This is a genomic window from Paenibacillus albiflavus, assembly GCF_004344915.1.
GTDB lineage: Bacteria > Bacillota > Bacilli > Paenibacillales > NBRC-103111 > Paenibacillus_AM > Paenibacillus_AM albiflavus.
The window spans coordinates 192,075-218,058 of record NZ_SKFG01000006.1 but is presented as its reverse complement, the minus strand read 5'-3'; the positions used below and the strand labels follow the sequence as shown (position 1 = coordinate 218,058).

Sequence of the window (25,984 nt, the reverse complement as noted above, 5' to 3'; positions counted from 1 at the left end):
ATGAAATATGAATGGAAGAAACACGCCAAGGATTTGTACCTGCCTGCAAGAACACCGCAGCTTGTGAATGTGCCTAAGTTGCCTTTTTTCATGATCAAGGGTGAAGGGGATCCGAATAAGGATGCTTTCTTGGAGAAAGTTGGTGTCCTCTATTCGTTAGCCTACGCAGTCAAAATGCTGCCAAAGAAAGGCATTACTCCTGCTGGCTACTATGATTACACCGTATTTCCGCTTGAGGGAATTTGGGATCTATCTGAGGAAGGAAGACAAGCCAAGCAGTGGGACAAGAGCCAGCTTGTATACACGATAATGATCAGGCAGCCTGATTACCTGAACCAGGCTTTAGCCGATGAAGTTCTCCAAATGGTTAGTAACAAGTCGCCAAACCCACTGCTTAACCAAATCGAATTCAGTTATGTGGAAGATGGCTTATGTGTGCAAATGCTCCACCTTGGCTCCTATGACAACGAACCTGAGAGCTTCAAATTAATGAATGAATTCTGTAACGAGAATAGCCTAAAGAAAAAGACATATACCCATCGTGAAATTTATTTATCCGATGCTCGCAAGGTTGCTCCCGAGAAGCTCAAAACGGTGTTGCGTTACCAGATTAGTAAAGAAAGTAAATAAATCGCAATTCCCCATATGATGATGGCAGATACACGATTAATCCAGCTAATCCATCGCCCCGTTGTATCTAATTTGCCTAGATAATGTCCTGCAGCTGCAAGCCCAAAAAACCACACCCATGACACACCAATCGTCGATACGGTAAATAGGATCTTATCCAGACCTGTATAATGCAATGAACTTGTCCCGATAACACCGACCGTATCTAGAATCGCATGTGGATTTAACAGAGAAACGGACGCTGCGAATGCGATCTGCTTGCGTGCAGACAGCATGACTGGCTCCTGTCCCGCTTCACGCTGTGAGCTTGCTGACCTCCATGTTATATAGCCCATATATAAGAGGAAAACGACTCCAACGCCAAGTACGACCGTCTTGATCCAAGTCACAGCAAATACCGCAACTGATAATCCAAGCACGGCAAGCAGGATTAATAACGTATCACATATTGCTGCCATGACAACGGCTGGCAGAGCCTTTGCGAATCGTGGCGACGCAGCACCCTGATTGAAAATAAACACATTCTGTACCCCTAGCGGGAGAATAAGACTTAAAGCGAGCAAAATACCTGTCATAAATGCAGCCATATGCGATCTCCTATATAAATCTATCGATATCCCCTATAATATTCCACAATATCGGTTATTCTCCTCTACCGCAAAAAAAGCAATGACTAGAGAAGCTAACTTCCTTAGTCATTGCTTACTATTCTTATTAGGCAAGCACAGGCTCGCCAAGCACGAATTGTTCAACTACCTTTGCAACGCCATCATTCTTATTCGTATCCGTTACATAATTAGCGATTTGCTTAATATCATCGGGTGCGTTACCCATTGCAACCCCGAGTCCCGCATACTGGATCATAGCAAGATCATTATAGCTGTCGCCCATCGCGATCACTTCTTCCTGCTTGATTCCAAGCTTCAGGGCTAGTTGATGCAAGCTTGTTCCTTTATCTACACCAGCTTCAGTAAACTCAAGGAAGAATGGCTTGGAACGCATAACACTCATTCGGCCAGCTAGCTGTTGCTGCAGCTTCTTCTCTATGACGACAAGCTGCTCAGGGTTTGCAAGCATCAAGCATTTGACCACGGGCTCTTGTACAGCCTGAACAAAGCTATCGACTATCACAATTCGCATACCAGTTATGACGCCTTCAATATCTGTAAATTCATTATCCGTTTCCGTCACAATATCATCGCCAACATACGTTTGAATCAAAATTCCCTCTTGCTGACTGATTTCATATAACTCGTGTACCGTTTCAACAGACAAAGTGCTGCTGAATAGCTCCTCACCCGTTTTGCAATTCGTTATCTTCGCACCGTTATAAGATAAAATGAAACTACCGTACTTCTCTAGTTCTAACTCCTGTGCCACTTCTACCATTCCGAATGTTGGTCGGCCTGATGCAAGCACAACCTTAACGCCTGCCTCCTGCGCCTTCATTAGCGCCTGCTTCGTTCTCGGAGAGATCGTATGATCATCTTGTAATAGCGTATCATCCAAATCTAGCACGATCATTTTATAGTTCATTGTCTTCATCCTTCTGGTTGTTTGATATAACCACTATATTATAAATCAGAAAGAAATTTAAGACCTGTCAGGAATTGGACTGCCCAATCGTCACAATAACACCACCACGATTATCGCCTGATACTTCATATTCGCGATCCTTTGGTACAGGAACAGTTAAATTACGTGAGTAAGGGTAATAGTTGATCTGATACTTCTTACCCTTTAATTCAAACGTTATCTGTTTCTTTGCTTGCAACTCATCCAGATACTCTTCAAGTACCCATTCATTCTTCTGCATGATCAGGCTATGAGGCAGCCCTACATAGCGAAAATGCCACGGTTCAAACTCAATCCCCGTCACATCCACTTTGTTTTTGGGATAGCGTAGGATGAAACCATACTCAGCAGAATGCTTGGCAAGCCATTTACCTTCAGGAGCATCCTCCATCTTCTTCTGCGTGGACCCCATATCGACGGACAAGCCTAAATTATGTTCACTTGACCCAGCAGGAAGTGCATAGCTGGCACCCATATCCTTATAGAGCTTCTTCTGCTCATCTAAATCTCGGTAACCACTGCTAAGCAAGAAGTGATTTACGCCATCTTCACTAGCGGCAGTGATCATCTTGTTCAATTGATAAGCTACATTCTTGGATATTCGAATCGTTCTATCAAATAAAGCATAGCCTTCTACTAAATCGGGATGCATCGAAAGCTGAACAATATCCTGTTGTTCTGCATTTTCTTGAAGTGAATACTCCGCATTCACTAATAGTAGATTCCCTTGATACACTTGATCTGGTGTAATTTTTTTCTGCTGCATATTAGACATCGTCTCTGGCCGAGCCGTCGGTACGGCTGCCACTTGAGAAATTTGTGAATCATACGATTCTTCCGGTGCGTCTATATCTTGATGGATCAGAGGGATCTTATTCGCAATCGCAATTGCTACGCCCAGCGCCAATATAAAAATAATGCCCCACTTTTTCATACAATTGAACTCTCCTTATCACTTTCTTTACGATAAAGATTAGAGCAAATGTTTTAATAAAGTAGTAAGCATTATTTAAACTTTTCCTTAAATTTCGCAAATCGCTCTATAACATAGATTTCATCGTTGATTTGTGAGTTTGAATGTAAAATATACAGTCAAAAAGCAATTTTATTAATAAATTTCGCCTTTGCCTGCAAAATGTACATTCAAAATTAGCTCAATAAGCCATTTTGAGGGGGCTAGCCACTTTTGGATGTACAAAATACAGGCAAAATAAATATTACACGTTAAAAAGCAAATTTGCCTGTACGAAATGCAGGCAAACTATTTAGGGTGGACAAAAAAAGCAATTTGCGTGCCAGTTGAAGGCCAACAAGAAGAAACGGTCTCACCGTCTTTAAGGACGGTTGCGTTACACTCCCTACCCATTAACAATCGGCAGTCGTACCTCGAATAAAGTACGGATTAGGCTGCTTTCGGCTGTAATCGTTCCACCATGCTGTTCAATAATATTCTTAGCAATGTAAAGACCGAGTCCAGTACTACCTTCCTGCTGCGTGCGCGACTGGTCACTGGTATAGAACATATCGAATATATAGGGCAGCTCATTAGCTGCGATCTCGTTCCCATAGTTAATGACCTGCACAACGACAAATCCATCTTCAACTTGCCCATTGATATCGATGAATTGTCCATCATTTCCATACCTAACCGCATTGCTTACCAAATTCTCAAAGACTCGTGCCAGCAGCTCTCCATCAGCAATTGTATTCAAAGCTGGAGCAATATTAAGCCTGGATACTAGTCCATTATTCTCAATAACAGGGTACAGTTCTTCATTAACCTGCATCAGCAACTGACTAATATCGATCGGTGACTTATGAAGCTTCTGCTTGCCGTAGTTTACCTTGGTTATCTCAAAAAGCTCATCGATGAGCCTCTCTAGTCGCTTGGATTTGGTGTAAGCGATATTCATATAATGCCGCTTCTGTTCATCTGTTAACTGATCATCCTCACGAATCAAGTCCAGGTAACCAATAACGGAGGTAAGCGGTGTGCGCAAATCATGAGCCAGATTGACGACAAGCTGATCTTTACTATTTTCAGCAAAATCCCCTTTTTCCACAGCCTGCTGTAGCTTCTCACTTGCCAAATTAATGTCCTCTGCAATTTCACCAAATTCGTCATAAGACGAAATATGGATCCGATTCTGGAAATTCCCGTTCGCTAGATGGTGAATCCCGTTTGAGATGACTTTAAAGTAAGCCAGATATGGCTTTGTTAGAATAAAGAAAAATAAAATAGCGAGCGGTGTGAAGAAAATAAGGAAGAAGTTAATGTCCCCGACGCTTGCGATAAATCTGCGCAGGTAATCCCACGAATCTCCAAGCTTCGCATTCTCACGATAATAATATTGAAGGACTTTGTAGAAGGCATAGGTGATCGTAGCCGATAGCAGCATACTAAATCCAAATATCAGAAGTACCTTCGACCGGAAGCTGCGAATCATTTTAGCCATTGAATGAATACCCTACTCCCCATACTGTCTTGATCAGCTTATTCTTGTTCTTATCTTCACCGAGCTTTTTGCGGAGTGCACGAATATGCACCATTACCGTATTGCCTCCTTCAAAATAAGCTTCACCCCACACATGCTCAAAAATATTCTCCACACTAAATACCTTTTTGGGATGACTAGCAAGCAAATGCAAGATGTTGAACTCCTTTGGAGTCAGCTCAATTTCTTCTCCGTATAAGGTCACTCTGCGTTGATCGCTATCGATAATAAGCCCGCCTGCTTCAAGCACATTATGCTCGGCAGCCAAGGACTGATTCATGCGCTTCGCCCTTCTTAGCTGAGCATTCACACGAGCAACAAGCTCCATCGGATTGAACGGCTTGGTCATATAATCATCTGCCCCGATGACAAGACCTGTTATTTTATCAAAATCGGAAGCTTTCGCACTTAAAAAAATAATAGGCATATCGAACTGCTCGCGAACCTGCCGAGTTACATCATAGCCATCAAGCTTCGGCATCATGATATCTAATATCGCTAAATCGATCGGCTGCGATTGGATAATTCGAATGGCTTCTTGCCCGTCGAATGCTTTGATGACACGATAGTTCTCTTTTTCCAAATGCAATGCGATTAAATCTGCAATTTCAACTTCATCATCAGCAACTAGAACAGTAATATTCTGCATATCTATCTACTCCTATTTCTCCTTAATAATCCATATTGTAACATTAACCAGCCCCAATCGTGTAATGGTTAATAAAGTATTACTATATATTGAGCTGGCAAATCCTACTAGTCGAATAGAGTAGGCTATAATATAATAATTTGTATCATTCTAAATATTATGCACATATTGTGTCGGAAGGTGGTTCTTTGGTGATAAACACGAATACAGAAACCCTGTATCGAAGAAATAAGCTTCTTGTAAGCATTATCTGGGGAATGCTGATATTAGGTATTGCGGTGACCTATCTTACGGATGCACCAACTAGCTCGATTATTGTCCTACTCATTACAGGAGGGATCACCTGTGGACTAGCCACAATCTTAACCTACAAACGTTGGCTAGAGAATTATATTATGTATTTTATCTCGATTATCGTAACCATCCTTGCCTTCCTCCTAATGACAACTGGTGCCGTAATTACGACTTACTTTCTCGTATATGTGAACCTGTCCATCATGACGTTATATAGTAATTTTCGTGCGATCCTATTCTCCAGCTTGCTTGGTCTTGGATTTACCATTTATTTATTCATTAGTCCTTATAGCGAAATCTTTGGCAATAACGCGGCTTATACCATCTACCTCTACTTATTCTTAATTGCGCTTCCGTTAATTGCATCCACACGTTTCAGCGAGAATCTCCAAGCGGAAGCAACTGAACAACGAGAGACTGCCATGAACGAACGCAATCATTCACAGGAGATTGTTGATCAAGTTGCTTCCTCCCTTAATCTGCTGAACGGATTTAGTAGTAAGCTAAAAGAGAATGTCACTTCGACAAGCGTCATATCCAAAGAGGTCACTTCCGTTTTCGCTGAAATATCCAGCAGTACAGAGATTCAGGCTAGAAGCATATCCGACATTAACGAATCAGCAAGTCTAATTGAACAAGCAGTTGCGGCGCTTGCTGAACGTACATCTGCAATGAGAGACTTATCCGATAAGAACGTACAGTTAACGAATAATGGCAACGAAGTCTCGATCGATTTGAAAATTAAGATGGATCATATTAATGAGACCATTCATGCAGCTGCCGTGCTGATGAATCAACTAAATGAGCAAAATAAACAAATCACCGACATCGTAACGACGATTAACCATATTTCGACCCAAACGAACCTGCTTGCACTGAATGCAGCTATAGAAGCAGCACGTGCAGGCGAACATGGAGCTGGATTCGCGGTCGTATCGAGTGAGATTCGCAAACTAGCGGAATCCTCCAAACAGTCTACTGAGCAAATCAGTGAAATTCTTGAAACAATTCGTACGAAAACAGACGAAGCGGCTGAACAAATCCTACTGGGCCAACAATCAGCCATTGAAGGAAGTGTCGTCGCCGCTCGAGTCGCCGATGCCATGATTCATGTTGCAGACAACTCCACCAAAGTTGACCTGCAAGCAGTGGAAGTTGAACAATCAGCAGAGCATTTACACCAACAATACATCAAAATTACAGAAGAAATCTCCACGATCGCTAGCATTACCGAGGAAACAACGGCTTCCATTAAAGAAGTTGCGGCTAACATGAACACGCAAGACACCCGAATTGGCGAAGTTGTCGAAAGCTTCCTTCACCTCGATGAGCTTGCAGTCGAAATGAGGAAGTTAACTACAAAGGCAAATACATAGCATTTGATTATCTATGCTCTATCAAGATGGCTCAAAACAATAATAAGCTCTTGCCAAAAGTGAAGGAGCGGAGAGGACGGAATCGTTCTGGAGAAGCGTTAGCGGTCGCCTTTGTCACCGAATTTCTACCCACTAATGGCTAATCTGATCAGGAAATTTGGTGACAACAGCGATCGTAAGAATGATCCGTCATCGCAGCGATCACTACGCAGGTGTCAAGAACTTATTTTAGTGTTAAGCCATCAAAACAAATCCATATTGATCGAGCAGGATGCGCTCAGATAAGCAAACACAGTTACGACTGTAGATGACCGCCTCTCCTGCTCTTTTCCATTCATAAAGCTCTGCTCCTGCATTCGCAATAATCGTCAAACAGGAGTCATCGCATGTTCTAGTAAACCCGAATACATGTGGATGCTCGATGATCACTTCAATATGACCCGTCGCTAGCGCATGATAACTAGACTTAATCCAACCTAGTTCTTGATAATAGGCAAGCAGATCCTCATTCACCTGCTCCCAAGGGAAAAATCGACGATTGAAAGGATCTTCAAAGCCTTCTAATCCAACTTCATCTCCGTAATAGATACAAGGACTTCCTGGCAATGTATATTGCAGGAATGCAGCTAGCATTTCTTTTTGAATAGCATCTATCAATTGTTGATTCGTCAGCCGATGTTTAGCCTTCATTTCTTTAGGCAAATTATGATCCTGAACGCCAACCGCTGTAAGGATCCGCATGGTATCGTGTGTTGATAAGCTGTTCATCACGCAATCGAGTATCTGCTTCGGATAATTCTCTGCAAGTGTCATCACCGTATCAGCTAGCTCGGCGCCCGTACGATCTCCTCGAACGAAGCCAATAATGGCATCCTTATAAGGATAGTTCATAACAGAATCAAGCTCCGCACGTGTAAAATAATGACGCCTGACCCCATAGCTTACCTTGTTAGATGCATCCTCCCATACTTCACCGATAACGATTGCGTCCTTCTTAACCTCTTTCACGACTTGATGTAACCGTTGAATGAACTCATCGGGTAGTTCATCCGCAACATCTAACCGGAAGCCGTCTGCTCCTACTTTCAACCAGTAACGAACCACGCTATCGTCTGCATCCAATATAAAATCCACATAGCTTCGCTCAAGCTTATTGACCTGCGGCAGCGTATGAATCCCCCACCAGCTCTCATATTGATGAGGATAATTCGTGAACTGATACCATGGTCTATAGGGTGAATCAGGATGATGGTAAGCACCATTGCCAAAGCGATTCCGAATATCAAAATACACACTATCGCTGCCCGTATGTGAAAAAACACCATCCAGAATAATTTTCATCCCAAGCTTATGCGCCTCAGCACATAAATCAATAAAGTCCTGCATCGTTCCGAGCATCGGATCAACCCGTAAATAATCTGCTGTATCATAACGATGATTCGAGAATGCCATACAAATTGGATTTAAATAGATCGTCGCTACATGCAAATCCTTCAAATAAGGCAGCTTCGCTTTAATCCCCTTAAGATTGCCACCATAGAAATCGTTGTTCTGGATCTGACCTGCAGCATCAGGCAAATAATTCGGCGTATCTTCTTTGTGCTCATGCACTGTAAATGGCTTCATCTTTTCTGAAAGATCACAGCTTTCCTGCTGATAGAATCGATCGGGGAAGATTTGATACATAATGCCACCTTTATAGTGGCTCGGCGTATCATAATGTTTATCATAGCAAGTTAATTGCCACTTACGACCGCTGGTGCCAACTGTCGTTTGACAACTTCCTTCTTTAAATAGTAGGAACTCAGAGTTTTCCGTCACAATGCGAAAAAAGTATTCGTATAAATTACAATGTTGTAGTGCGAATGAACCCGTATAGTAATCATAGGAGTTAACGGAAGCTGTGCATTGCATCGATATCTCTTGGTAGTATCCATCTGGACCTTCCAGACGGATCAGTGCCTTAACTGCGTTTGCAGCACTTGGAATATGAATCGTAAGCATGCATAATTCATCCTGCCGAATACAGCCGAACGGCTGCTTATGTGCTTTACTCTTGCTATCAAATAAGATTCTCATCATGTCAGCACCTACAAAGCATGCTATGCCCTAAACTTGTTATTTAAAACATAGCTTGTTAATACGTTATTATATACGCTAGTCATAGCAGAGGTGCGTAGTGTATCGCCTCGTTACCTTCGTCCAGAATAGGTAGTGCCTATAGTCTTAATGGTACTTCACACCAGATGACTTTGTTGATTACAATGAGGGTAAGCATCACGATTTGAGGAGGAGAGTTTCGTGAATCCATCTACTAACTATTTATTTGACGCGATCGCTAGCAACTATGACCGACAAAGAAAACTATTAATTCCTTGCTTTGATGAGTTCTACGAAATGGCAGCAGCCCTAGCCGAAACGGACAATCCAGCTCCGCGAATTTTGGACTTAGGTGCTGGGACTGGCCTACTCTCCAGTATGGTGCTGCGTAAATACCCGAAAGCTCAGCTAACACTAGCAGACTGCAGCAGCGAGTCGCTTGAAGGAGCAAGGCTGCGATTCGATCAAAATCCTAACATCAACTTTATAGTGACCAACTATGCAACCCATCCTTTTACTGGACCCTATGATATGGTCATTTCGTCTTTATCCATACATCAGTTAACCCACCCTGGCAAAAAGCAACTATTCGAACGCATCCATCAGCTGCTCACAGACGACGGCGTCTTTATAAACGCGGATCTTATCCTAGGTAATTCGGCTTACTCGGATGCATACTCTTACAGGCGCTGGATCACGCATGTTAATCAAGGAATCTTAACTGAAGCCGAAATTGATAAGGTCATGAAGTGGCTCGAATTAAGCGTTGGTGCTAAGCACGCAGACTATATTAGATGGATGAAGCAGGCAGGATTTGAGGATGCCGATTGCATGTATAAATATCTCAATTTTGCTGTTTTCTTTGGTAGAAAAATAGTAAAGGGTTCATGATTTCTATAAAAGTGGTAAAATATATATAGCAGTTATATTTATAAACCTCTTTTAAGGAAAGGACTATCATGATCATACTAAAAACCAAACAAGAAATTGAAGACATGCGTACATCGGGTAAAATTCTAGCTGAGTGTCACCAAGCATTGCGGAATTTAATTAAACCAGGCATTACGACACTTGAAATAGATGAATTTGTTGAGAAATTCTTACGCGATCGCGGCGCAACACCCGAGCAGAAAGGTTATCACGGATTTCCCTTCGCGACATGCGCATCGGTTAATGATGTGATCTGTCATGGATTCCCAAGTAAAGAACCGTTGAAGGATAGCGATATCGTTACCATTGATATGGTCGTTAACCTAAATGGCGCATTATCTGACTCTGCGTGGAGTTACCGCGTAGGTCAAGTATCTGAAGAAGCTGATAAGCTGCTTACCGTAACAGAAGAATGCCTATACCTGGGTATCGAGCAAGCCGTTGTAGGGAATCGGATTGGCGATATCGGTCATGCGATCCAGAAACATGCAGAAGCGCAAGGCTTCTCTGTCGTTCGTCATTTTATTGGACACGGAATCGGCAAAGACATGCATGAAGACCCACAAGTACCGCATTACGGCTCTCCAGGCAAAGGTGTACGTCTCAAAGCAGGGATGGTCATTACGATTGAGCCTATGCTGAATACAGGCACTTATTTGATCAAAATGGACAGCGACGGCTGGACAGCAAGAACGATGGACGGCGGATTATCCGCTCAGTATGAACATACACTTGCGATCACAGACGACGGTCCTGTGATTCTAACGATGCAGGAATAAAGAGCAAACCGACTTTGCTGCAGGTAGCAAAGTCGGTTTTTGGTTGCGTGTCCAATTATTCGATGGTAAGTTCGTACAACTCAATCCCATCTTTTTTCTCAGGATCTAAATTTGTCGAGTTAAAGTAATACCAGCTAATTGTGTTTCCCTTCACGAGTGGAGTTAGGTTGCCTGGTGAAGCTATACCTACCAGTTTAGTTGCTTTGCGCAGTTCTTTGCCTGTACCATCAACAACCATATAGCTCATAACTTCTTTATTCGTGTTGCGATCTATTTCAGTCCACATGAGGACAAATTTATTGTCCGTAATCTTAACGATATGTGTCTCAATGATTTCGACTTCAGACCGAACGGAATGATTTGTTAGCCACTGCACTTCCGCTGATTTCGAACTCTTCGGAAGGACACCTAAAAATAAATTTTGAGCTTTGCTCTGTCCGTACCTCTCTGTTAGTGAGACACTTGATCCCACGACCAAATAGTTATCTCTCGCTACTTCAAGGCCTCCCAGACGAGCACCAGTATAATTATCCCCAATCTTCCCAGGGAACTTTAATACATCCGTTTTACTAAGCATCTGCCCATTCTCTTCCACTTGTACGACGATTGACCGAGGATAAGCGTCTCCATGATCTGCATAAACGATTTTATTACCGTCAAAACGAACATAATTGGCAAAGGAATGACTAACGTGATTACGTGGCCACATCCCCTCTGCATATAGCAGCTTCATCGTTTTCATGTCAACTTGGAATACAATATTCGATTGATGATGCAACCCATCATCAGGTGTTAAATAACGCTGTCTTGCTGAATAGACGACCAGTTTGCCTTGATAACTGTCCATGGATAAGTTGCTTGAACGAAACGGGATTGTCACATACACATCCTTGATATCCAACTGATCGAGCTTGGTCCAATTCTTATCGTATTTTACGATCCGATATACAGACTTTGCACTTGATTCTTCCAAGTTTCCATCGCCAAATATCGCATAATAATTGCCATCTTCACCCGCGTGAACGCCGCCTAGATTCGACAATTCGAACGGAACAGAGAAATCTTTGATTTTCAAAAAGTCTGAGTTGAATTGTTGAATATGTAAATCATTCAGTTTCTCTTCGGCCATCGTCATGATTCCATTGCTGTTAAATAGATAACGGCTCGATGTAGAGAAATAGTTATTATAACTGTAATCATCCGTTTCATTCGAGCTAATGCCGCTTAAGGCCTTAACTCTTAATTCCGGATAAGAATAAATATGAATGATTCGCTTTCCTGGCTGCCATACGACAGAGCTGTTCAACTGCTCTGAAACGAACCGCAGAGGGACAAGTACCCGATTCTGAATCATCCGTGCAGGTACCTGCATGGCTAACTCTTGACCATTAATCGTTGCAACTGGGTTATCGACTTGCAGCCTGATTGTTTGATCTTCTAGCTTAGCGGTTACAGTATTCGTTTTAGTATCCCACTGAATATCTGCCTTTAATGCCTCAAGCAGTGCTCTCATGGGGATTAACGTAGATCCTTGCTCTTCTGCAATCGGTACATCTGTCACCAACAATGCCCCGTTTACACAAGCATAAACTTCATTCTCTGGATGAGGTCTAGCTGAATTATCCAATTTCACTTCCTTGCCACTGGAATCGATTGCACTACTTGGCCTTGGCATTCGTGCTTCTCGAACCTGTTCATAGCATTCATCTTTTGTACTTGCCTCAGCGCTTGGAAATGGCAGCATACCAATCAAAAAAGATAATGACAACAGAATTCCAACTAGTTGCTTCTTCAAACTTAATTCTTCCCCCTTCATGTGCATCTTGTTAACTCATGATTCTTTAATTAGTTCTCGCTCTTTTACTTTATTCCTTTATTCGACATTTTTTTGTGTACGATCAGTATGAAAGAAACGCTAAATAACCTAAGGGACTTTCCCTTAGGTAGATTAGTCTGCTTGTCAGAAAAGTCCCTTAATCCAAATACCCCGCGACACCTTTTTTGATCAGGTAATTCATTTCGATATCCAGAATCTCTTCAACTGTCATCTCATCTAACTTCACATCGGCCTTACTTAACACGTAATCGACAAGATCATCGATATCAATATCAACTTCTCCCTTTTTATCCGCTTTGGCGTCGTTAATAAATTTCTGCTCATATTTTAGAACCATTTGAATACTCTTTACATCGACACCCGTTTCACTTGCAATATGGTTGATTAATTCTTGTTCATTAATTTCTTGGCTCACTTATGGTCAACTCCTATATGGTCATTATGCAGACATTGTATCACATGCCGCGTACAGCAACACCTTTATTACATGAATGTTATAAAGTCTATAATACATAAAAATTCCCTGTTTCAGAAACTTGTTTATGTGTAATTAGTTAGGTATACTAATATATTATGTACCAAACAATTTGGTTGCGTAACAAAACTGGAGGTCCAATATGCCTAACAATAAAAGTCAGGGACGACAACTATTGGAAGCCATGTCTAAATTCAAACGAATGCATTCCATGGCTAGTTCTGATGTCAAGATTCCAAGGGGAGAGCATGTGATGATGCATGTGCTCTATGAGTTTATGAAGGAACAATCTCATACGCATGAAGCAGGTGCGGTTCCACCAGGTATGAAGGTATCTGAACTCAGCGAGCGTCTCAAAATATCACCTCCTTCTGTTTCTCAAATGGTCAATGGACTTGAAGAGAAGAATTATGTGGAACGTGTTACAACGAAAAATGACAGGCGCGTAGTTTATATTCGTCTTACTGAGCAAGGCAAATCGATACTAGAGGAGGTAACACAAGAGTTTATGACATTTATGGACGAAGTTGTGAGCAGATTAGGAAATAGCGATACCGCTGAACTGATTCATCTGTTCAACCGTCTGTATGATGTGATAAATGAAATTCGAGCTGAGCACGCTAAGTAACACAATCTGTTATCTCATTTTTTTTGCGAAAGGAAGCACCACTATATGATGAAACTTGCTAAATATTTACGGCCTTTCATCGTGACACTGATCTTATCGATTGTACTTCTATTCGGTCAAGCGATGTCTGATCTGAACTTACCTAGCTTCATGTCTGATATCGTGAATACAGGTATTCAGCAAGGCGGGATCAAGGATGCAGTGCCAGAGGCTATTAGTGAAAATGGTTATACGTTAATGACCACCTTTATGTCAGAGCAAGATAAAGCCGTTGTTGAAAAAAATTACACGCTTGTTCTTGCGGGGGATAAACAATATATCAAGGATTATCCTTTAGTTGAAACATCCAATATTTATGTTCGCAATACGGAAGGTCCAAATACAACCGATGAGTTGAATGGAATCTTCGGTACAGCAGCTGGAACATTTATTAATGTCTCCAAAGAGCTTGCAGCTAAATCAGGAGATCAAGCCAGCACGCCTGCCAAGACAAGCGATATGAGTAGTGTTAATTTCGAAGAGCTTTATGCTTCGATCCCGTTGTTCCAAAAATTACCGCCAGAAATAATGGATCCTGCTAGAGAAACGGCAAGTCAAATGGAGCCGTCCTTACAAAACCAAACAGGTGTCGTCTTTGTTAAAATGCTCTACGATGAGCTTGGCATGGACGTAGGCAGTATTCAGACTTCGTATATTGTCCAAACTGGATTATACATGCTGCTTATTGCACTCGGTGGTGCGATAGCTTCAGTCGGAGTCGGTTATTTGTCAGCCAAAGTTGCTGCTGGCGTAGCCCAGAAAATTCGCAGAGATATATTCCACAAGGTGGAGAGCTTCTCGAATAACGAATTTGATAAATTCTCAACGTCTTCCCTTATTACGCGTACAACAAATGACGTTACACAAATCCAGACATTGATCACAATGGGAATTCGGATCTTATGTTATGCACCGATCCTCGGTATCGGTGGTATTATTATGGTGCTTCGCGAGAATGCTTCCATGACTTGGATTATTGGAATTGCCGTTGCTTTACTAATCGCACTGATCGGTATTGTATTCGGTGTAGCCATGCCTAAATTCAAGATTATTCAAAAGCTCATTGATAAGCTTAACCTCGTTTCCAGAGAAAATTTAAGTGGACTTATGGTTGTAAGAGCATTCGGTACACAGAAGTTCGAAGAGAACCGCTTTGACGCTGCGAATCAGGATTTAACCAAAACAAACCTCTTCGTCAACCGCGTCATGGTATTCATGTTCCCTGCCATGATGTTCATTATGAACATCATCACATTACTTATTGTCTGGATCGGTTCCAAGCAAATTGCCGATGCCTCTATGCAAGTCGGTAACATGATGGCGTTCATGCAATATGCAATGCAAATCATCATGTCCTTCTTAATGATCTCGATGATGTTTATCATGGTTCCACGTGCCTCTGTATCCGCAACTCGGATTGCAGAAGTACTTGCTGCAGAACCATCGATTATTGATCCTAAACAGCCTAAATCATTTAACAATGATAAGCTCGGATTCGTTGAATTCCGTAACGTCAGCTTCCATTATGAGAATGCAGCGGAAGATGTGCTGCACAACATCTCGTTTACGGCAAGACCAGGCGAAACGACCGCCATTATCGGCTCAACGGGCGCAGGTAAATCAACATTAATCAATCTGATTCCACGCTTCTACGATGTGACAGAAGGCGAAATACTCGTAAATGGCGTCAATGTCAAAGATGTTACGCAATTCGATCTGCATGAGCAAATCGGATATGTTCCGCAAAAAGGCGTTTTGCTGACAGGAACAATCGCATCAAACCTGCGTTACGGTAAGAAAGAAGCATCGGATGAAGAAGTTCAATTAGCGGCGAAAATTGCGCAAGCAGAGGAATTCATTTCGAAGCAAGAGGAAGGCTATGACAAGGCCATTTCCGAGGGCGGAGCTAACGTCTCAGGCGGACAAAAGCAGCGTCTATCGATCGCTCGTGCACTCGTGACGAAAGCACCGATCTATATTTTTGACGATAGCTTCTCAGCACTTGATTATAAAACAGACGTAGCTCTAAGACGTGCGCTCAAAGAGAATACTAGCAACAGTACCGTTCTTATCGTCGCACAGCGTGTCAGCACGATTATGAATGCAGAGCAAATTATCGTAATTAACGATGGTGAAGTCGTTGGAATCGGTACGCACGAGCAGCTTCTACGTGACTGCCCAACCTATTATGAAATTGCTTCATCTCAGCTATCGAAGGAGGAATTACAATGAGCGACAAGGCCTCCAAATTCAAACAACCTAAACGCGGCGGACACGGCGGTCCAGGTGGCCCAGGTGGTCCAGGCGGAATGATGATGCCCGTCGCCAAAGCCAAAGATTTTAAAGGAACATTCAAGAAGCTGACTTCTTATTTGGCACAATACAAAGTAGCGATCTTTATCGTCATTGTATTTGCCATTGCCTCAACTATCTTTAATATTCTTGGTCCTAAAATTCTCGGTAACGCCACAACCAAGATTTTTGAAGGTGTTATGGATATGATTTCAGGCACAGGAACAGGCATTGATTTTGGCTATATCGGTCAAATTATGATCATCCTTGTTGCTTTGTACTTAGTCAGTGCTATATTCGCTTATTTACAGGGCTATGTCATGTCGGGTGTGTCGATGAAGGTGACTTATAACCTACGCCGTGACATTGCGGCCAAAATCAATCGACTACCGCTTAAATATTTTGATAAAAAGAGCTATGGTGAAGTGTTATCCCACATCACCAACGATGTCGATGCCATCAGCCAAAGCTTGAACCAAAGCATGACGCAAATCATTACTTCGGTTACAAGCATCATCGGTATTCTGGTTATGATGTTCTCCATCAGTTGGCAAATGTCGCTTGTTGCATTAGCTGTTCTTCCGGTATCGTTCATCTTCATTGCGTTCATCGTGAAGAAATCACAGAAGCATTTTGTCAATCAACAGAAATATTTGGGTAGTGTCAACGGACATATCGAGGAAATGTACGGCAGTCACATGGTCATGAAGGCTTTCAATGGTGAAGCAGAATCTGTCAAAGAATTTGCTAAGCATAACGATAAACTGTATACATCCGCTTGGAAATCACAGTTCCTATCTGGGATGATGATGCCTATTATGATGTTTATCGGAAATATCGGGTATGTTGCGATCAGTATTTTCGGCGGATATTTGGCGGTTAATGGTAGAATTTCGGTCGGTGATATTCAAGCGTTCATCCAATATATGCGCCAGTTCACACAACCTATTGCACAGGTGGCCAACATCTCCAATGTCCTGCAACAAACAGTTGCTGCTGCTGAACGTGTATTTGAATTCCTCGCGGAAGAGGAAGAGCCAGAGGATACAAAAACACCAGCATCTATTGCGGATATTAAAGGCGATGTGACTTTCGAGAATGTTCACTTTGGTTATAACGAAGATAAGACAGTTATTAATAATTTCTCAGCAACTGTCCACAATGGACAGAAGGTCGCAATTGTCGGACCAACTGGGGCAGGTAAATCAACGATTATTAAGCTGCTTATGCGCTTCTACGATATTCAAGAAGGAGCCATTCTGATCGATGGCGTGAATATTAAAGATTTTACACGTAACGATCTGCGTTCCTTGTTCGGTATGGTATTGCAGGACACTTGGCTCTATAACACAAGCATCAAAGAGAATATCCGATACGGTAAGCTGGGTGCAACAGATGAAGAAGTGCTTGCAGCGGCCAAGGCAGCTCAGGTAGACCACTTCATTCGTACACTTCCAGACGGTTACGATATGGTACTCAATGAGGAGGCAAGCAACGTCTCTCAAGGGCAAAAACAATTGCTTACGATCGCACGCGCCATTCTTGCAGATCCTCAAATCTTGATCTTGGATGAAGCAACAAGCTCTGTCGATACACGTACAGAAACCTTGATTCAAAAAGCGATGACCAATCTCATGAAAGGTCGCACAAGCTTTGTTATTGCTCATCGCTTATCCACGATTCGCGATGCGGATATGATCCTTGTTATGAAAGACGGCGACATTATTGAGCAAGGAAGTCATGAAGAGCTTCTTGCTCAAGGCGGCTTCTATGAAAGCTTGTATAACAGCCAGTTCGAGGAAACGGAAGCTAGCTAACAGCATAACCACACTAGTCATTATTTGGAAAAGAGCGGTAAGGAGCAAATACTCCCCCGCTCTTTTCGTTTACAGGAATATACGTATGATTTGCTTGCACCGTGCTATTAACTTCCCGCTATTAGTCAACCACTGATTATTGTTTTGAACCATAAACTTCAATCCAAAATTTTTAAAATATTGAAAATAATAATAGACGCAAGTTCTCAGAAACGATACAATTAGTTTTACGTTTTAAAGAAAGAGGTGGAATATTTGTCTTTTGTAATTCGACTGCAATGGTTTTTTAAGCAAAGATGGGTGCACTATCTACTAGCGATTACGCTCATGTCAGGGGTTAGCTTGCTATCAACCATCCCTCCCAAAATGATTGGTACGACCATCGATCATGTTAAAAACGGAAACTTAACTTTAGACGATTTGACACGAACGGTACTAACATTAATCGGCCTTGCCTTGTTATTTTATGTAATGACCTACATATGGCTGACGACTCTGTTCGGCAACGCTATTCTCGTTGAACGCTTGCTTAGAGGTCGCTTGCTTACGCATCTGACGAAGATGAAGCCTGGCTTCTTCCAGCGCAATAGTACAGGTCAATTAATGGCACTAGCTACTAACGACATTCTTGCAATCGGACAGACGACAGGCTATGGTGTCATGACCATCGTCAACACCCTAGTTGGTTCGACAGTCGTCATTACGATGATGGTTACTTATACGGATTATCGGCTGATGCTCGCCGCATTGATTCCACTTCCCTTTCTGGCAGTCGTCATTAATATGCTGGGACAGCGAATCCGCAAACGGTTTATAGCGGCACAAACTTCTTTTGGCAAAATGAACGATCATGCCCTCGAATCCATCTCCGGTATTCGCGTTATCCGATCCTATGTGCAGGAAGATCATGATCTGGCAGCTTTTGACCACGTGACCTCTGATGTCATGAATAAGAACAAGAAAGTTTCGATCCTTAATGCCCTGTTTCAGCCGCTCATCTCTCTGATCGTCGGGATTAGTTTCACTATCGGCATTGGGTATGGCTCCTATCTTGTTCTACACCATGAATTATCGCTAGGACAATTGATTTCCTTCAATATATATCTGGGAATGCTCATTTGGCCGATGATTTCCTTTGGTGAATTCATTAACGTATTGCAGCGGGGTAGCGCTTCTGCAGATCGTCTGGATAATGCACTATCGCAGCAGCCTGATATACAAGATATCGACAACCCGATTCAGCTCGGTGACAGCATTGCCAGTATTGAAATGAAGAAGCTCACCTTCACTTATCCAACCGCAACTCAGCCCAGCCTGCAAAACATTTCTTTCCGACTTGAGCGTGGTCAGACGCTTGGAATTGTAGGTCGTACGGGCAGTGGTAAGAGTACCCTGCTTAAGCAACTGCTTCGGCAATATGCAGTCGAGCCAAATACACTACTTATTGAAGATATCCCAATTGAACAGATTGCCATGGATCAGATGAAAAGCTTCATCGCTTATGTACCACAAGAGCATATGCTGCTATCGAGATCGATTCGGGATAATATTGCACTGGGCAAGCCTCAAGCAACAGATGAGGAGATCGCCAAAGCGATTGAAATGGCTTCCTTTACCCAAGATATTGCCTCTATGCCTGACGGACTCGCTACAATCGTCGGTGAGAATGGCGTTATGCTCTCTGGCGGACAGAAGCAGCGCGTTGCTATTGCGCGTGCCCTGCTAATCGATGCTGAAATATTGCTGCTCGATGATTCACTATCAGCGGTTGATGCTCGGACAGAAAGCCGCATTCTGCACCAGGTTCGGATGGAACGTGCAGGCCGCACCACATTCATTACAACACATCGTTTATCAGCAGTAAGTCATGCAAACTGGATTCTAGTGCTGGATGAAGGACGAATTATTGAAGAAGGCACACATGAGGAATTGATGCTGCTTGGCGGCTGGTATAAAGAACAGTGGGAACGTCAGCAGATGGAAGCAAGCTTGGAGGAATAGAATCAACCTTATAAGGAGGTGTATGAATGCCACAACAATCAACTACGAGAAGACTTGTATCCTATGCATTAGTCTATAAATACAGAATCATAGCAGCGCTGCTTATTCTATGTATTGCAGTAGGTGCCGAGCTATGCGGTCCTTATATTACCAAAATGATTATCGACAAGTATTTGTCGGCTGGCACAGCTGAACTGTCACCGATCCTCGTATTGCTAGGAATTTATTTATTGCTATTAGTGGTTTCAAGCATTAGTACATTTACACAGTCCTATATGCTGCAAACAACCGCACTGCAAATTATCAAAAATATGCGGATGGATCTCATGACGCATATTCAGCGCATTTCCTTGCGTTATTTTGACAACACGCCGATTGGGCAAGTCGTATCCAGAATCGCCAATGATACCGAAGCGGTTCGCGATTTGTTCATGAGCTTTATGGCTACATTCGTCGTGAGCTTCGTCCAGCTTCTTGGTATTTATACTGCCTTATTCCTGCTTGACGCAAAACTGGCGCTCATCTGTCTCTTGCTGCTGCCGTTATTCGTGCTCATCATGAAGATACATCTTAAATACTCCAAGGTGTTCATCACCATAATGCGTGCGCGTCTAGCTGATATGAATGCCAAGATTAACGAATCGATCGTCGTCATGCCGATCATTCAGGCATTCCGCAGAGAGAAGGCAACCATCGAGGAATTTGAGAAATTGAATGAGGATCGTTATGTAAATCAAATCAAGCAATTCCGGCTCTTCGCCCTCTCCTCCCGCAATATCGTAGGTACGATCGGTAGTCTGGTAACTGCGATGGTGATCTGGTTCTTCGGAAAAGATGCGCTGCAAGGAGCAATTGCCTTCGGGGTATTCTATGCATTTGCCGATTACATCGGGCGGATCTTCCAACCAATCATCGGGATCTTCGATCAGATGACCAATGCTCAGCGCGCATTCGTCTCTGCTGAGAAAGTATTTGCCATTATGGACATCGAAGGCATGGATATCGAGAAAACGGAGCAAGTTCAACGCCCTGAAGGCGTCGTCAAGTTCGATCAAGTATCATTCGCCTACAAAGAAGGCGACAATGTACTTAAGAACATTTCCTTCGAGGCACGTAAGGGCGAAACTATCGCGCTTGTCGGTCATACGGGCTCGGGCAAAAGCTCGATCATGAATCTGCTGCTCGGATTCTACGAACCTGGTGCTGGACAAATCACGATTGACGGACGAGATATCACGACATATTCCAAGCAAGCTTTACGCAAACATATGGGCATTGTGCTTCAGGACCCATTCTTGTTTGCAGGAGATATTAAGTTCAATGTGAGCTTGTATAACCCGAATATCACGATGGAGCATGTCCGTAAGGCGCTCAAGGATGTTGGCGCAGCCTCCTTCATCGAACAATTGCCCAATGGCTATGATGAGCCAGTTATCGAACGCGGAAGTACACTTTCTTCCGGGCAACGACAGCTTATCTCCTTCGCCAGAGCGCTTGCCTTCGATCCATCTATCTTAATCCTGGATGAGGCAACAGCCAGCATTGATAGTGAGACGGAAGGCTTGATTCAACAAGCACTCAAAGTCGTAAGCGAAGGGCGAACGACATTCGTCATTGCACACAGACTCTCTACTATACGCGAAGCGGATCAGATCCTCGTCTTACATCGAGGCGAGATCGTAGAGCGAGGTAATCACGATGAGTTAATGGCGCTCGAAGGGCGTTACTACAAGATGTATCAATTGCAAAAAGGCGGAGAAAAGTCTTCTCCAGCAGTACCGAGTATGGCAGGAAAATAATAGGAGTTTAAGGCGGTTAGGAACCTGATCAGGGGGACTAACCGCCTTTTTGACTTTCTGACAAATGTCATATGAAACCTATGACATCGACGACTAACTGCTAGGTTCGTCATTCCCCTACAATTAGGACATAAGCAAGTGAGACAAACACGAGCGATCAACCCCTTAACTAGGGATACATAATCAGGAGGAACATACCATGAACAAGAACATGTTAATTAACCAAACCAAAGCCGAAACCTTACGCCTTGTGCGAAGCCCTTTTTTCCTACTCTTCTCTATCTTAATGCCGCTTGCCTTCTACTTCTTATTCTCTGCGCTAAACGGAGCCGATAAGGAAATTGAATCTACAACGTATGCGCAGTATTCCTTAATGTCCATGACAGCGTTCAGCTTGATCAGCACAGCTATGGGCCAATTCGGAATCCGTCTCTCCTACGAGCGTCGTGATGGCTGGGTTCGTCTGCTGAAGTTAACACCACTGACACCATCCGTATGGATCGGCAGTAAAATGATCGCACATATGGGTGTTCATCTGCTAACGATACTTGTCATCTTTTCTTCTGCACATGTAGTTTATGATATGGATTTGACCATGACACAGTGGCTGTTATGCGGATTGTGGTTATGGCTGGGAAGCATTCCTTTCCTGGCAATTGGCGCACTGCTTGGCACGATGAAAAACGCAGATGCCCTCGTCGCCGTTGCCAACGTCGTCCAAATGGCGATTGCCATTCTTGGAGGGCTATGGATGCCGCTTCAAACTCTTCCAAAGTGGATTCAGCAAATCGGCCAATGGCTGCCGTCCCATCGTTACGCACATGGTGCTTGGAATATGCTAAGCGGTAGTGCTCCTGTCATGCTTGATTGGGTCATCCTTATCGGAACCGGCATCGTATTCATGGCATTATCAGGCTTCATCTTAAATAAGCGCGAAGCAGCGTAAGAAGACTAACATACAAAGGATGATTAAAAATGACATATACAATCGAAGTAAACAACGTAACGAAACAATTCAGAAATTACACAGCAGTGGATCACATTAACTTGAAGTTTGAAAAAGGAAAAATTAGCGCCTTACTTGGACCAAACGGCGCAGGTAAAACCACGACCATCTCGATGATTCTTGGACTGATGAAGCCAACCTCTGGGGATATTACCGTACTTGGCCAACCAGCAGGAACGAAAGCATTAAGCCAGCGTGTGGGAGCGCTTATGCAGGATGTAAAGGCTGCTGACGGATTAACGGTCGTAGAGGTACTGAATTTATTCCGCAGCTACTACACCAATCCAATGTCTCTAGAGCAGCTGCTCGACATTTCTGGACTGCATAAGGAAGCAAAGCGTCGTGCGTCTGCACTATCTGGTGGACAGCGCAGAAGACTTGCTTTTGCGCAAAGCCTTGTTGGCAATCCAGAATTAATCTTGCTTGACGAGCCGACAGTCGGCATGGATGTGGAAGCAAGAACACGATTTTGGGACACGATCAAGGGACTAGCAGCTAATGGACGCTCTATTCTATTGACGACGCATGATTTGTATGAAGCAGATGCCGTTGCTGATCACATCAGCATTATTGCTGGCGGACGCATTGTAGCGGAGGGTACACCGCAAGAGCTTAAGAGACATAGCGCGCTTCGCACGGTATCTTTCCATGCTGCACGTCCTCCTCATGAGAATGAACTATTGAAACTGCCAGGTGTAGAGAAAGTGGAAATGGTCCAATCCCGCATCTGCCTGCATGTGGAGCAAACCGATGAACTGCTAGCCCTATTATTGCAGCAAGACTGGGGAGTAACCGATATCGAGGTTCATGCGGCTAAATTCGAAGATGCTTTCCGTGCCTTAACGAAGTAATCCACCATGTGAATCTTCTAAGTTTGTGGTATTATCGGGTTACATCTTAAATCGACAGGAAGCGATCTATATGAAACAGATTGGGAGGCAGTTGTTCCCTGCAAGCGAGGGCTTAGTGCCTCTTATCTCACTTGCAAATCTATTGATCCCTATATTGATCTTATTTCTTAGCGAGCCACCTCTTAGAATCGGGATCGGGCTCGCTTTACTACTTGTATTCGTTGTGGCCTATCGAGAACAATACTGGCGTAAAGGGTATGAGCAGCTTTTTATTATCATTCAATTGATCATAATTCTGGCTTTCATGATCTTCTACCACCCTGTTTATGCTTATATCGGATTTCTCGTTGCTATGACATTAAGTAAGCAAAGTCTCCTATTTATGAAAATCGTTGCAGTGATTTTTGCTGTAGCAGTCTGTACCCTCACCATACCGCTCTATGTCGAAACAGGTATAGTAATCTTATTTGTCATGCTTCCAACGCTATTCGGTGTATGCGCCATGCCGTTCATTGTTAGATCACAGGTCAACTACAAGCAGATGGCTGAACGGCTCAAGGCTGCTACTGAGCAACTGGAAAGGATGGCACAGCAGGAAGAACGTCAGCGCATTGCTAGAGAGCTGCATGATACATTAGGACATACATTGTCCCTCATCGCGCTCAAGGGGGAAGTGACGAGCAAGCTCATCCAGCGCGCCCCTGAGAAGGCGCTTCAGGAGGCAAAGGAGATTACCGAAACCGCAAGAGGAGCGCTTAAGCAAATGCGTGAGCTGGTGACGACAATGCGCATTGTCAGCCTCCACGAGGAATTTGAGCATGCCAAATCATTGTGCGCAGCAGCAGGAATTCATCTGGACATTACCATTCCAAATGAATTCACCCATGCATCTGAACGCACTCCGCTATCACCGCTGCAAGAAACAATCCTTGCCATGTGCTTCCGAGAGGCGTTAACCAATGTCGTTCGTCACAGTAGAGCAGCCCACTGCAGTGCTACACTAGAAATAGAAGAAGGCTTGGTACGGCTCACCATTGCTGATGATGGCATCGGAATCGATCCTGAGAAAGTCAATCAAGCAAATGGTAGTGGAATTGCAGGACTCAAACAGCGACTTGCATTGGTTGATGGCTATTTAATATTAGAAGCCAATCCAAATCAGGGAACCCAGCTCTCGCTTCATATTCCACGAACGATACGCAATGAAAGGACAGGTAAATAGGATGATTCGTGTCATCATTGGAGAAGATCAAAAATTACTACGAGTCGCATTAGTGACGCTATTATCATTAGAAGACGATATTGAAGTAGTCGGACAAGCAGAGAACGGCGAAATTGCCCTCGAACTTATCCGCACAGAACAGCCCGATATTGCCATCCTTGACATTGAAATGCCACTAAAGACAGGTCTTGATGTTGCTGAGGCTGTAAACAACCTAGGACTAACTTGCAAAGTGATCATCCTCACCACATTTGCAAGACCGGGCTATTTCGAACGAGGGATGGCAAGCGGAATTAGGGGCTACTTACTCAAAGAAAGTACAAGCGATCAGCTAGCCGATGCTATTCGCCAAGTCTACACAGGGTCACGGGCGATTAGCCCAGAGCTCTCTCTTGCCGTCTGGGATAACCCATGTCCGTTGTCACCTCGCGAGCGTGAGGTACTGCAGTTTGCTGCACAAGGGATGACGCTTCAGGATATCGCTGCAGCCCTATTCTTATCACACGGTACTGTACGTAATTACATGTCTGAAGCGATCAGCCGACTTGGTGCTCATACGCGTATTGAAGCCATCACGATTGCGCGAGATAAAGGCTGGCTGGAATAGCCAATTGGCCAATCAAAGAACAAGCCACTGTTCTCTTCTACAGAGAAAGTGGCTTATTTACGATTCGTTATTTGGTTGTAAGTGCCAGGACTTTGCGGAATTTAATAAAGGACGCGATTCTCCAAGGAACTAGGTAGCATGACCCGATGATCATGGCCATGCAAGAGAAATTGATCGGTTCAATTGTTCGCAAATAATCTCGAAGTATAAATCTAAGGGATAGAATGCCAAGGAATGTTACAAAAAACCAAATATCTTTTTTCATATATATATGGCCGTCTTCTCTAATTTCGTACACAGTCGTCCAAATAAGCGGAAGAGAGAACACGAAGCCGATCACAGCAGGAATAGCAATTTCAGCAACGGATAAATGAACTCTTGGGTCCATAAAGAGGTAGACTACGGGTGTCATGAAAAATAAGGGTAAAATAATACGAAAGCTGTTTCTACTCATCGGTTTATGCATGTACTTTATCCGTTTCCATAGTATAAGCACGGCTACCAACAGTATAATACCTATTATCATTTGTCCCATTACGACGCTCGGATCGATCGTTTCTCCATTTGTTCCAATCATCTTCC

22 protein-coding genes are annotated in these 25,984 nt (G+C 43.3%); 13 read left to right on the top strand and 9 right to left on the bottom strand.

Going from position 1 to position 25,984, the window contains the following annotated elements; genetic code table 11:
- Positions 1–630, top strand: a complete 630-nt coding sequence (locus E0485_RS09225; protein WP_132417729.1) for a GyrI-like domain-containing protein — start codon at positions 1–3, stop codon at positions 628–630.
- On the opposite strand, the gene E0485_RS09220 is transcribed toward E0485_RS09225, so the two are convergent.
- From E0485_RS09220 to E0485_RS09200, 5 genes are all read right to left on the bottom strand, one after another.
- Positions 603–1,217: a LysE/ArgO family amino acid transporter gene (locus E0485_RS09220; RefSeq protein WP_132417728.1), complete on the bottom strand. Its 615-nt coding sequence runs from the start codon at positions 1,215–1,217 to the stop codon at positions 603–605. The two genes, E0485_RS09225 and E0485_RS09220, sit on opposite strands and share 28 nt — an antisense overlap.
- Before the next feature lie 127 nt (positions 1,218–1,344).
- The gene (locus E0485_RS09215; protein ID WP_132417727.1) at positions 1,345–2,166 is read right to left on the bottom strand and encodes a Cof-type HAD-IIB family hydrolase; all 822 of its coding nucleotides are present in this window, start codon (positions 2,164–2,166) and stop codon (positions 1,345–1,347) included.
- A gap of 67 nt (positions 2,167–2,233) precedes the next feature.
- Positions 2,234–3,139: a M15 family metallopeptidase gene (locus tag E0485_RS09210; RefSeq protein ID WP_132417726.1), complete on the bottom strand. Its 906-nt coding sequence runs from the start codon at positions 3,137–3,139 to the stop codon at positions 2,234–2,236.
- Positions 3,140–3,563: 424 nt separating this feature from the next.
- On the bottom strand, positions 3,564–4,661 hold the full coding sequence (locus E0485_RS09205; protein WP_132417725.1) for a sensor histidine kinase: 1,098 nt from the start codon (positions 4,659–4,661) through the stop codon (positions 3,564–3,566).
- Positions 4,654–5,349, bottom strand: coding sequence for a response regulator transcription factor (locus tag E0485_RS09200; RefSeq protein ID WP_132417724.1), 696 nt, complete (start codon positions 5,347–5,349; stop codon positions 4,654–4,656). Before E0485_RS09200 ends, E0485_RS09205 begins: the two co-directional genes overlap by 8 nt.
- Positions 5,350–5,540: 191 nt before the next feature.
- Between E0485_RS09200 and E0485_RS09195 the strand changes: the two genes are divergently transcribed.
- Complete coding sequence (locus tag E0485_RS09195; protein ID WP_235857501.1) at positions 5,541–7,019, top strand: methyl-accepting chemotaxis protein; 1,479 nt, start codon at positions 5,541–5,543, stop codon at positions 7,017–7,019.
- A 234-nt stretch (positions 7,020–7,253) separates the two neighbouring features.
- On the opposite strand, the gene E0485_RS09190 is transcribed toward E0485_RS09195, so the two are convergent.
- Positions 7,254–9,101 carry a glycoside hydrolase family 13 protein gene (locus tag E0485_RS09190; protein WP_132417723.1) on the bottom strand — a complete coding sequence of 616 codons (1,848 nt, stop codon included), beginning with the start codon at positions 9,099–9,101 and terminating at the stop codon, positions 7,254–7,256.
- Between the two features lie 219 nt (positions 9,102–9,320).
- On the opposite strand from E0485_RS09190, the gene E0485_RS09185 reads away from it, so the two are divergent.
- Together E0485_RS09185 and map are read left to right on the top strand one after the other, a co-directional pair.
- On the top strand, positions 9,321–10,010 hold the full coding sequence (locus tag E0485_RS09185) for a class I SAM-dependent methyltransferase (protein ID WP_132417722.1): 690 nt from the start codon (positions 9,321–9,323) through the stop codon (positions 10,008–10,010).
- Between the two features lie 68 nt (positions 10,011–10,078).
- Positions 10,079–10,828, top strand: a complete 750-nt coding sequence (gene map / locus E0485_RS09180) for a type I methionyl aminopeptidase (RefSeq protein WP_132417721.1) — start codon at positions 10,079–10,081, stop codon at positions 10,826–10,828.
- Between the two features lie 55 nt (positions 10,829–10,883).
- Here map and E0485_RS09175 read toward each other — a convergent pair whose 3' ends face one another.
- Both E0485_RS09175 and E0485_RS09170 read right to left on the bottom strand, forming a co-directional pair.
- Positions 10,884–12,623 carry a copper amine oxidase N-terminal domain-containing protein gene (locus tag E0485_RS09175; protein ID WP_165921133.1) on the bottom strand — a complete coding sequence of 580 codons (1,740 nt, stop codon included), beginning with the start codon at positions 12,621–12,623 and terminating at the stop codon, positions 10,884–10,886.
- A gap of 178 nt (positions 12,624–12,801) precedes the next feature.
- Complete coding sequence (locus E0485_RS09170) at positions 12,802–13,080, bottom strand: hypothetical protein (RefSeq protein WP_132417719.1); 279 nt, start codon at positions 13,078–13,080, stop codon at positions 12,802–12,804.
- Positions 13,081–13,282: 202 nt separating this feature from the next.
- On the opposite strand from E0485_RS09170, the gene E0485_RS09165 reads away from it, so the two are divergent.
- From E0485_RS09165 to E0485_RS09125, 9 genes are all read left to right on the top strand, one after another.
- Entirely contained in the window at positions 13,283–13,768 is a 486-nt protein-coding gene (locus tag E0485_RS09165) for a MarR family winged helix-turn-helix transcriptional regulator (RefSeq protein WP_132417718.1), read from the top strand.
- 45 nt (positions 13,769–13,813) lie between these two features.
- Positions 13,814–16,039 carry an ABC transporter ATP-binding protein gene (locus E0485_RS09160; protein WP_132417717.1) on the top strand — a complete coding sequence of 742 codons (2,226 nt, stop codon included), beginning with the start codon at positions 13,814–13,816 and terminating at the stop codon, positions 16,037–16,039.
- Entirely contained in the window at positions 16,036–17,916 is a 1,881-nt protein-coding gene (locus E0485_RS09155; protein ID WP_132417716.1) for an ABC transporter ATP-binding protein, read from the top strand. The genes E0485_RS09160 and E0485_RS09155 overlap by 4 nt, the downstream gene beginning before the upstream one ends.
- 255 nt (positions 17,917–18,171) lie before the next feature.
- Positions 18,172–19,917 (top strand): ABC transporter ATP-binding protein, encoded by a 1,746-nt coding sequence (locus E0485_RS09150; RefSeq protein WP_132417715.1) that lies wholly within the window; start codon positions 18,172–18,174, stop codon positions 19,915–19,917.
- Positions 19,918–19,943: 26 nt separating this feature from the next.
- Positions 19,944–21,716 carry an ABC transporter ATP-binding protein gene (locus tag E0485_RS09145; RefSeq protein ID WP_132417714.1) on the top strand — a complete coding sequence of 591 codons (1,773 nt, stop codon included), beginning with the start codon at positions 19,944–19,946 and terminating at the stop codon, positions 21,714–21,716.
- Positions 21,717–21,915: 199 nt separating this feature from the next.
- The gene (locus tag E0485_RS09140) at positions 21,916–22,662 is read left to right on the top strand and encodes an ABC transporter permease (protein ID WP_235857499.1); all 747 of its coding nucleotides are present in this window, start codon (positions 21,916–21,918) and stop codon (positions 22,660–22,662) included.
- Between the two features lie 29 nt (positions 22,663–22,691).
- Positions 22,692–23,573: an ABC transporter ATP-binding protein gene (locus E0485_RS09135; protein ID WP_132417713.1), complete on the top strand. Its 882-nt coding sequence runs from the start codon at positions 22,692–22,694 to the stop codon at positions 23,571–23,573.
- A 70-nt stretch (positions 23,574–23,643) separates the two neighbouring features.
- On the top strand, positions 23,644–24,795 hold the full coding sequence (locus tag E0485_RS09130; protein WP_132417712.1) for a sensor histidine kinase: 1,152 nt from the start codon (positions 23,644–23,646) through the stop codon (positions 24,793–24,795).
- Between the two features lies 1 nt (position 24,796).
- Positions 24,797–25,402 (top strand): response regulator transcription factor, encoded by a 606-nt coding sequence (locus E0485_RS09125; RefSeq protein WP_132417711.1) that lies wholly within the window; start codon positions 24,797–24,799, stop codon positions 25,400–25,402.
- Between the two features lie 67 nt (positions 25,403–25,469).
- On the opposite strand, the gene E0485_RS09120 is transcribed toward E0485_RS09125, so the two are convergent.
- Complete coding sequence (locus tag E0485_RS09120; protein ID WP_132417710.1) at positions 25,470–25,979, bottom strand: cytochrome c biogenesis protein CcdC; 510 nt, start codon at positions 25,977–25,979, stop codon at positions 25,470–25,472.
- Positions 25,980–25,984: the final 5 nt, after the last annotated feature.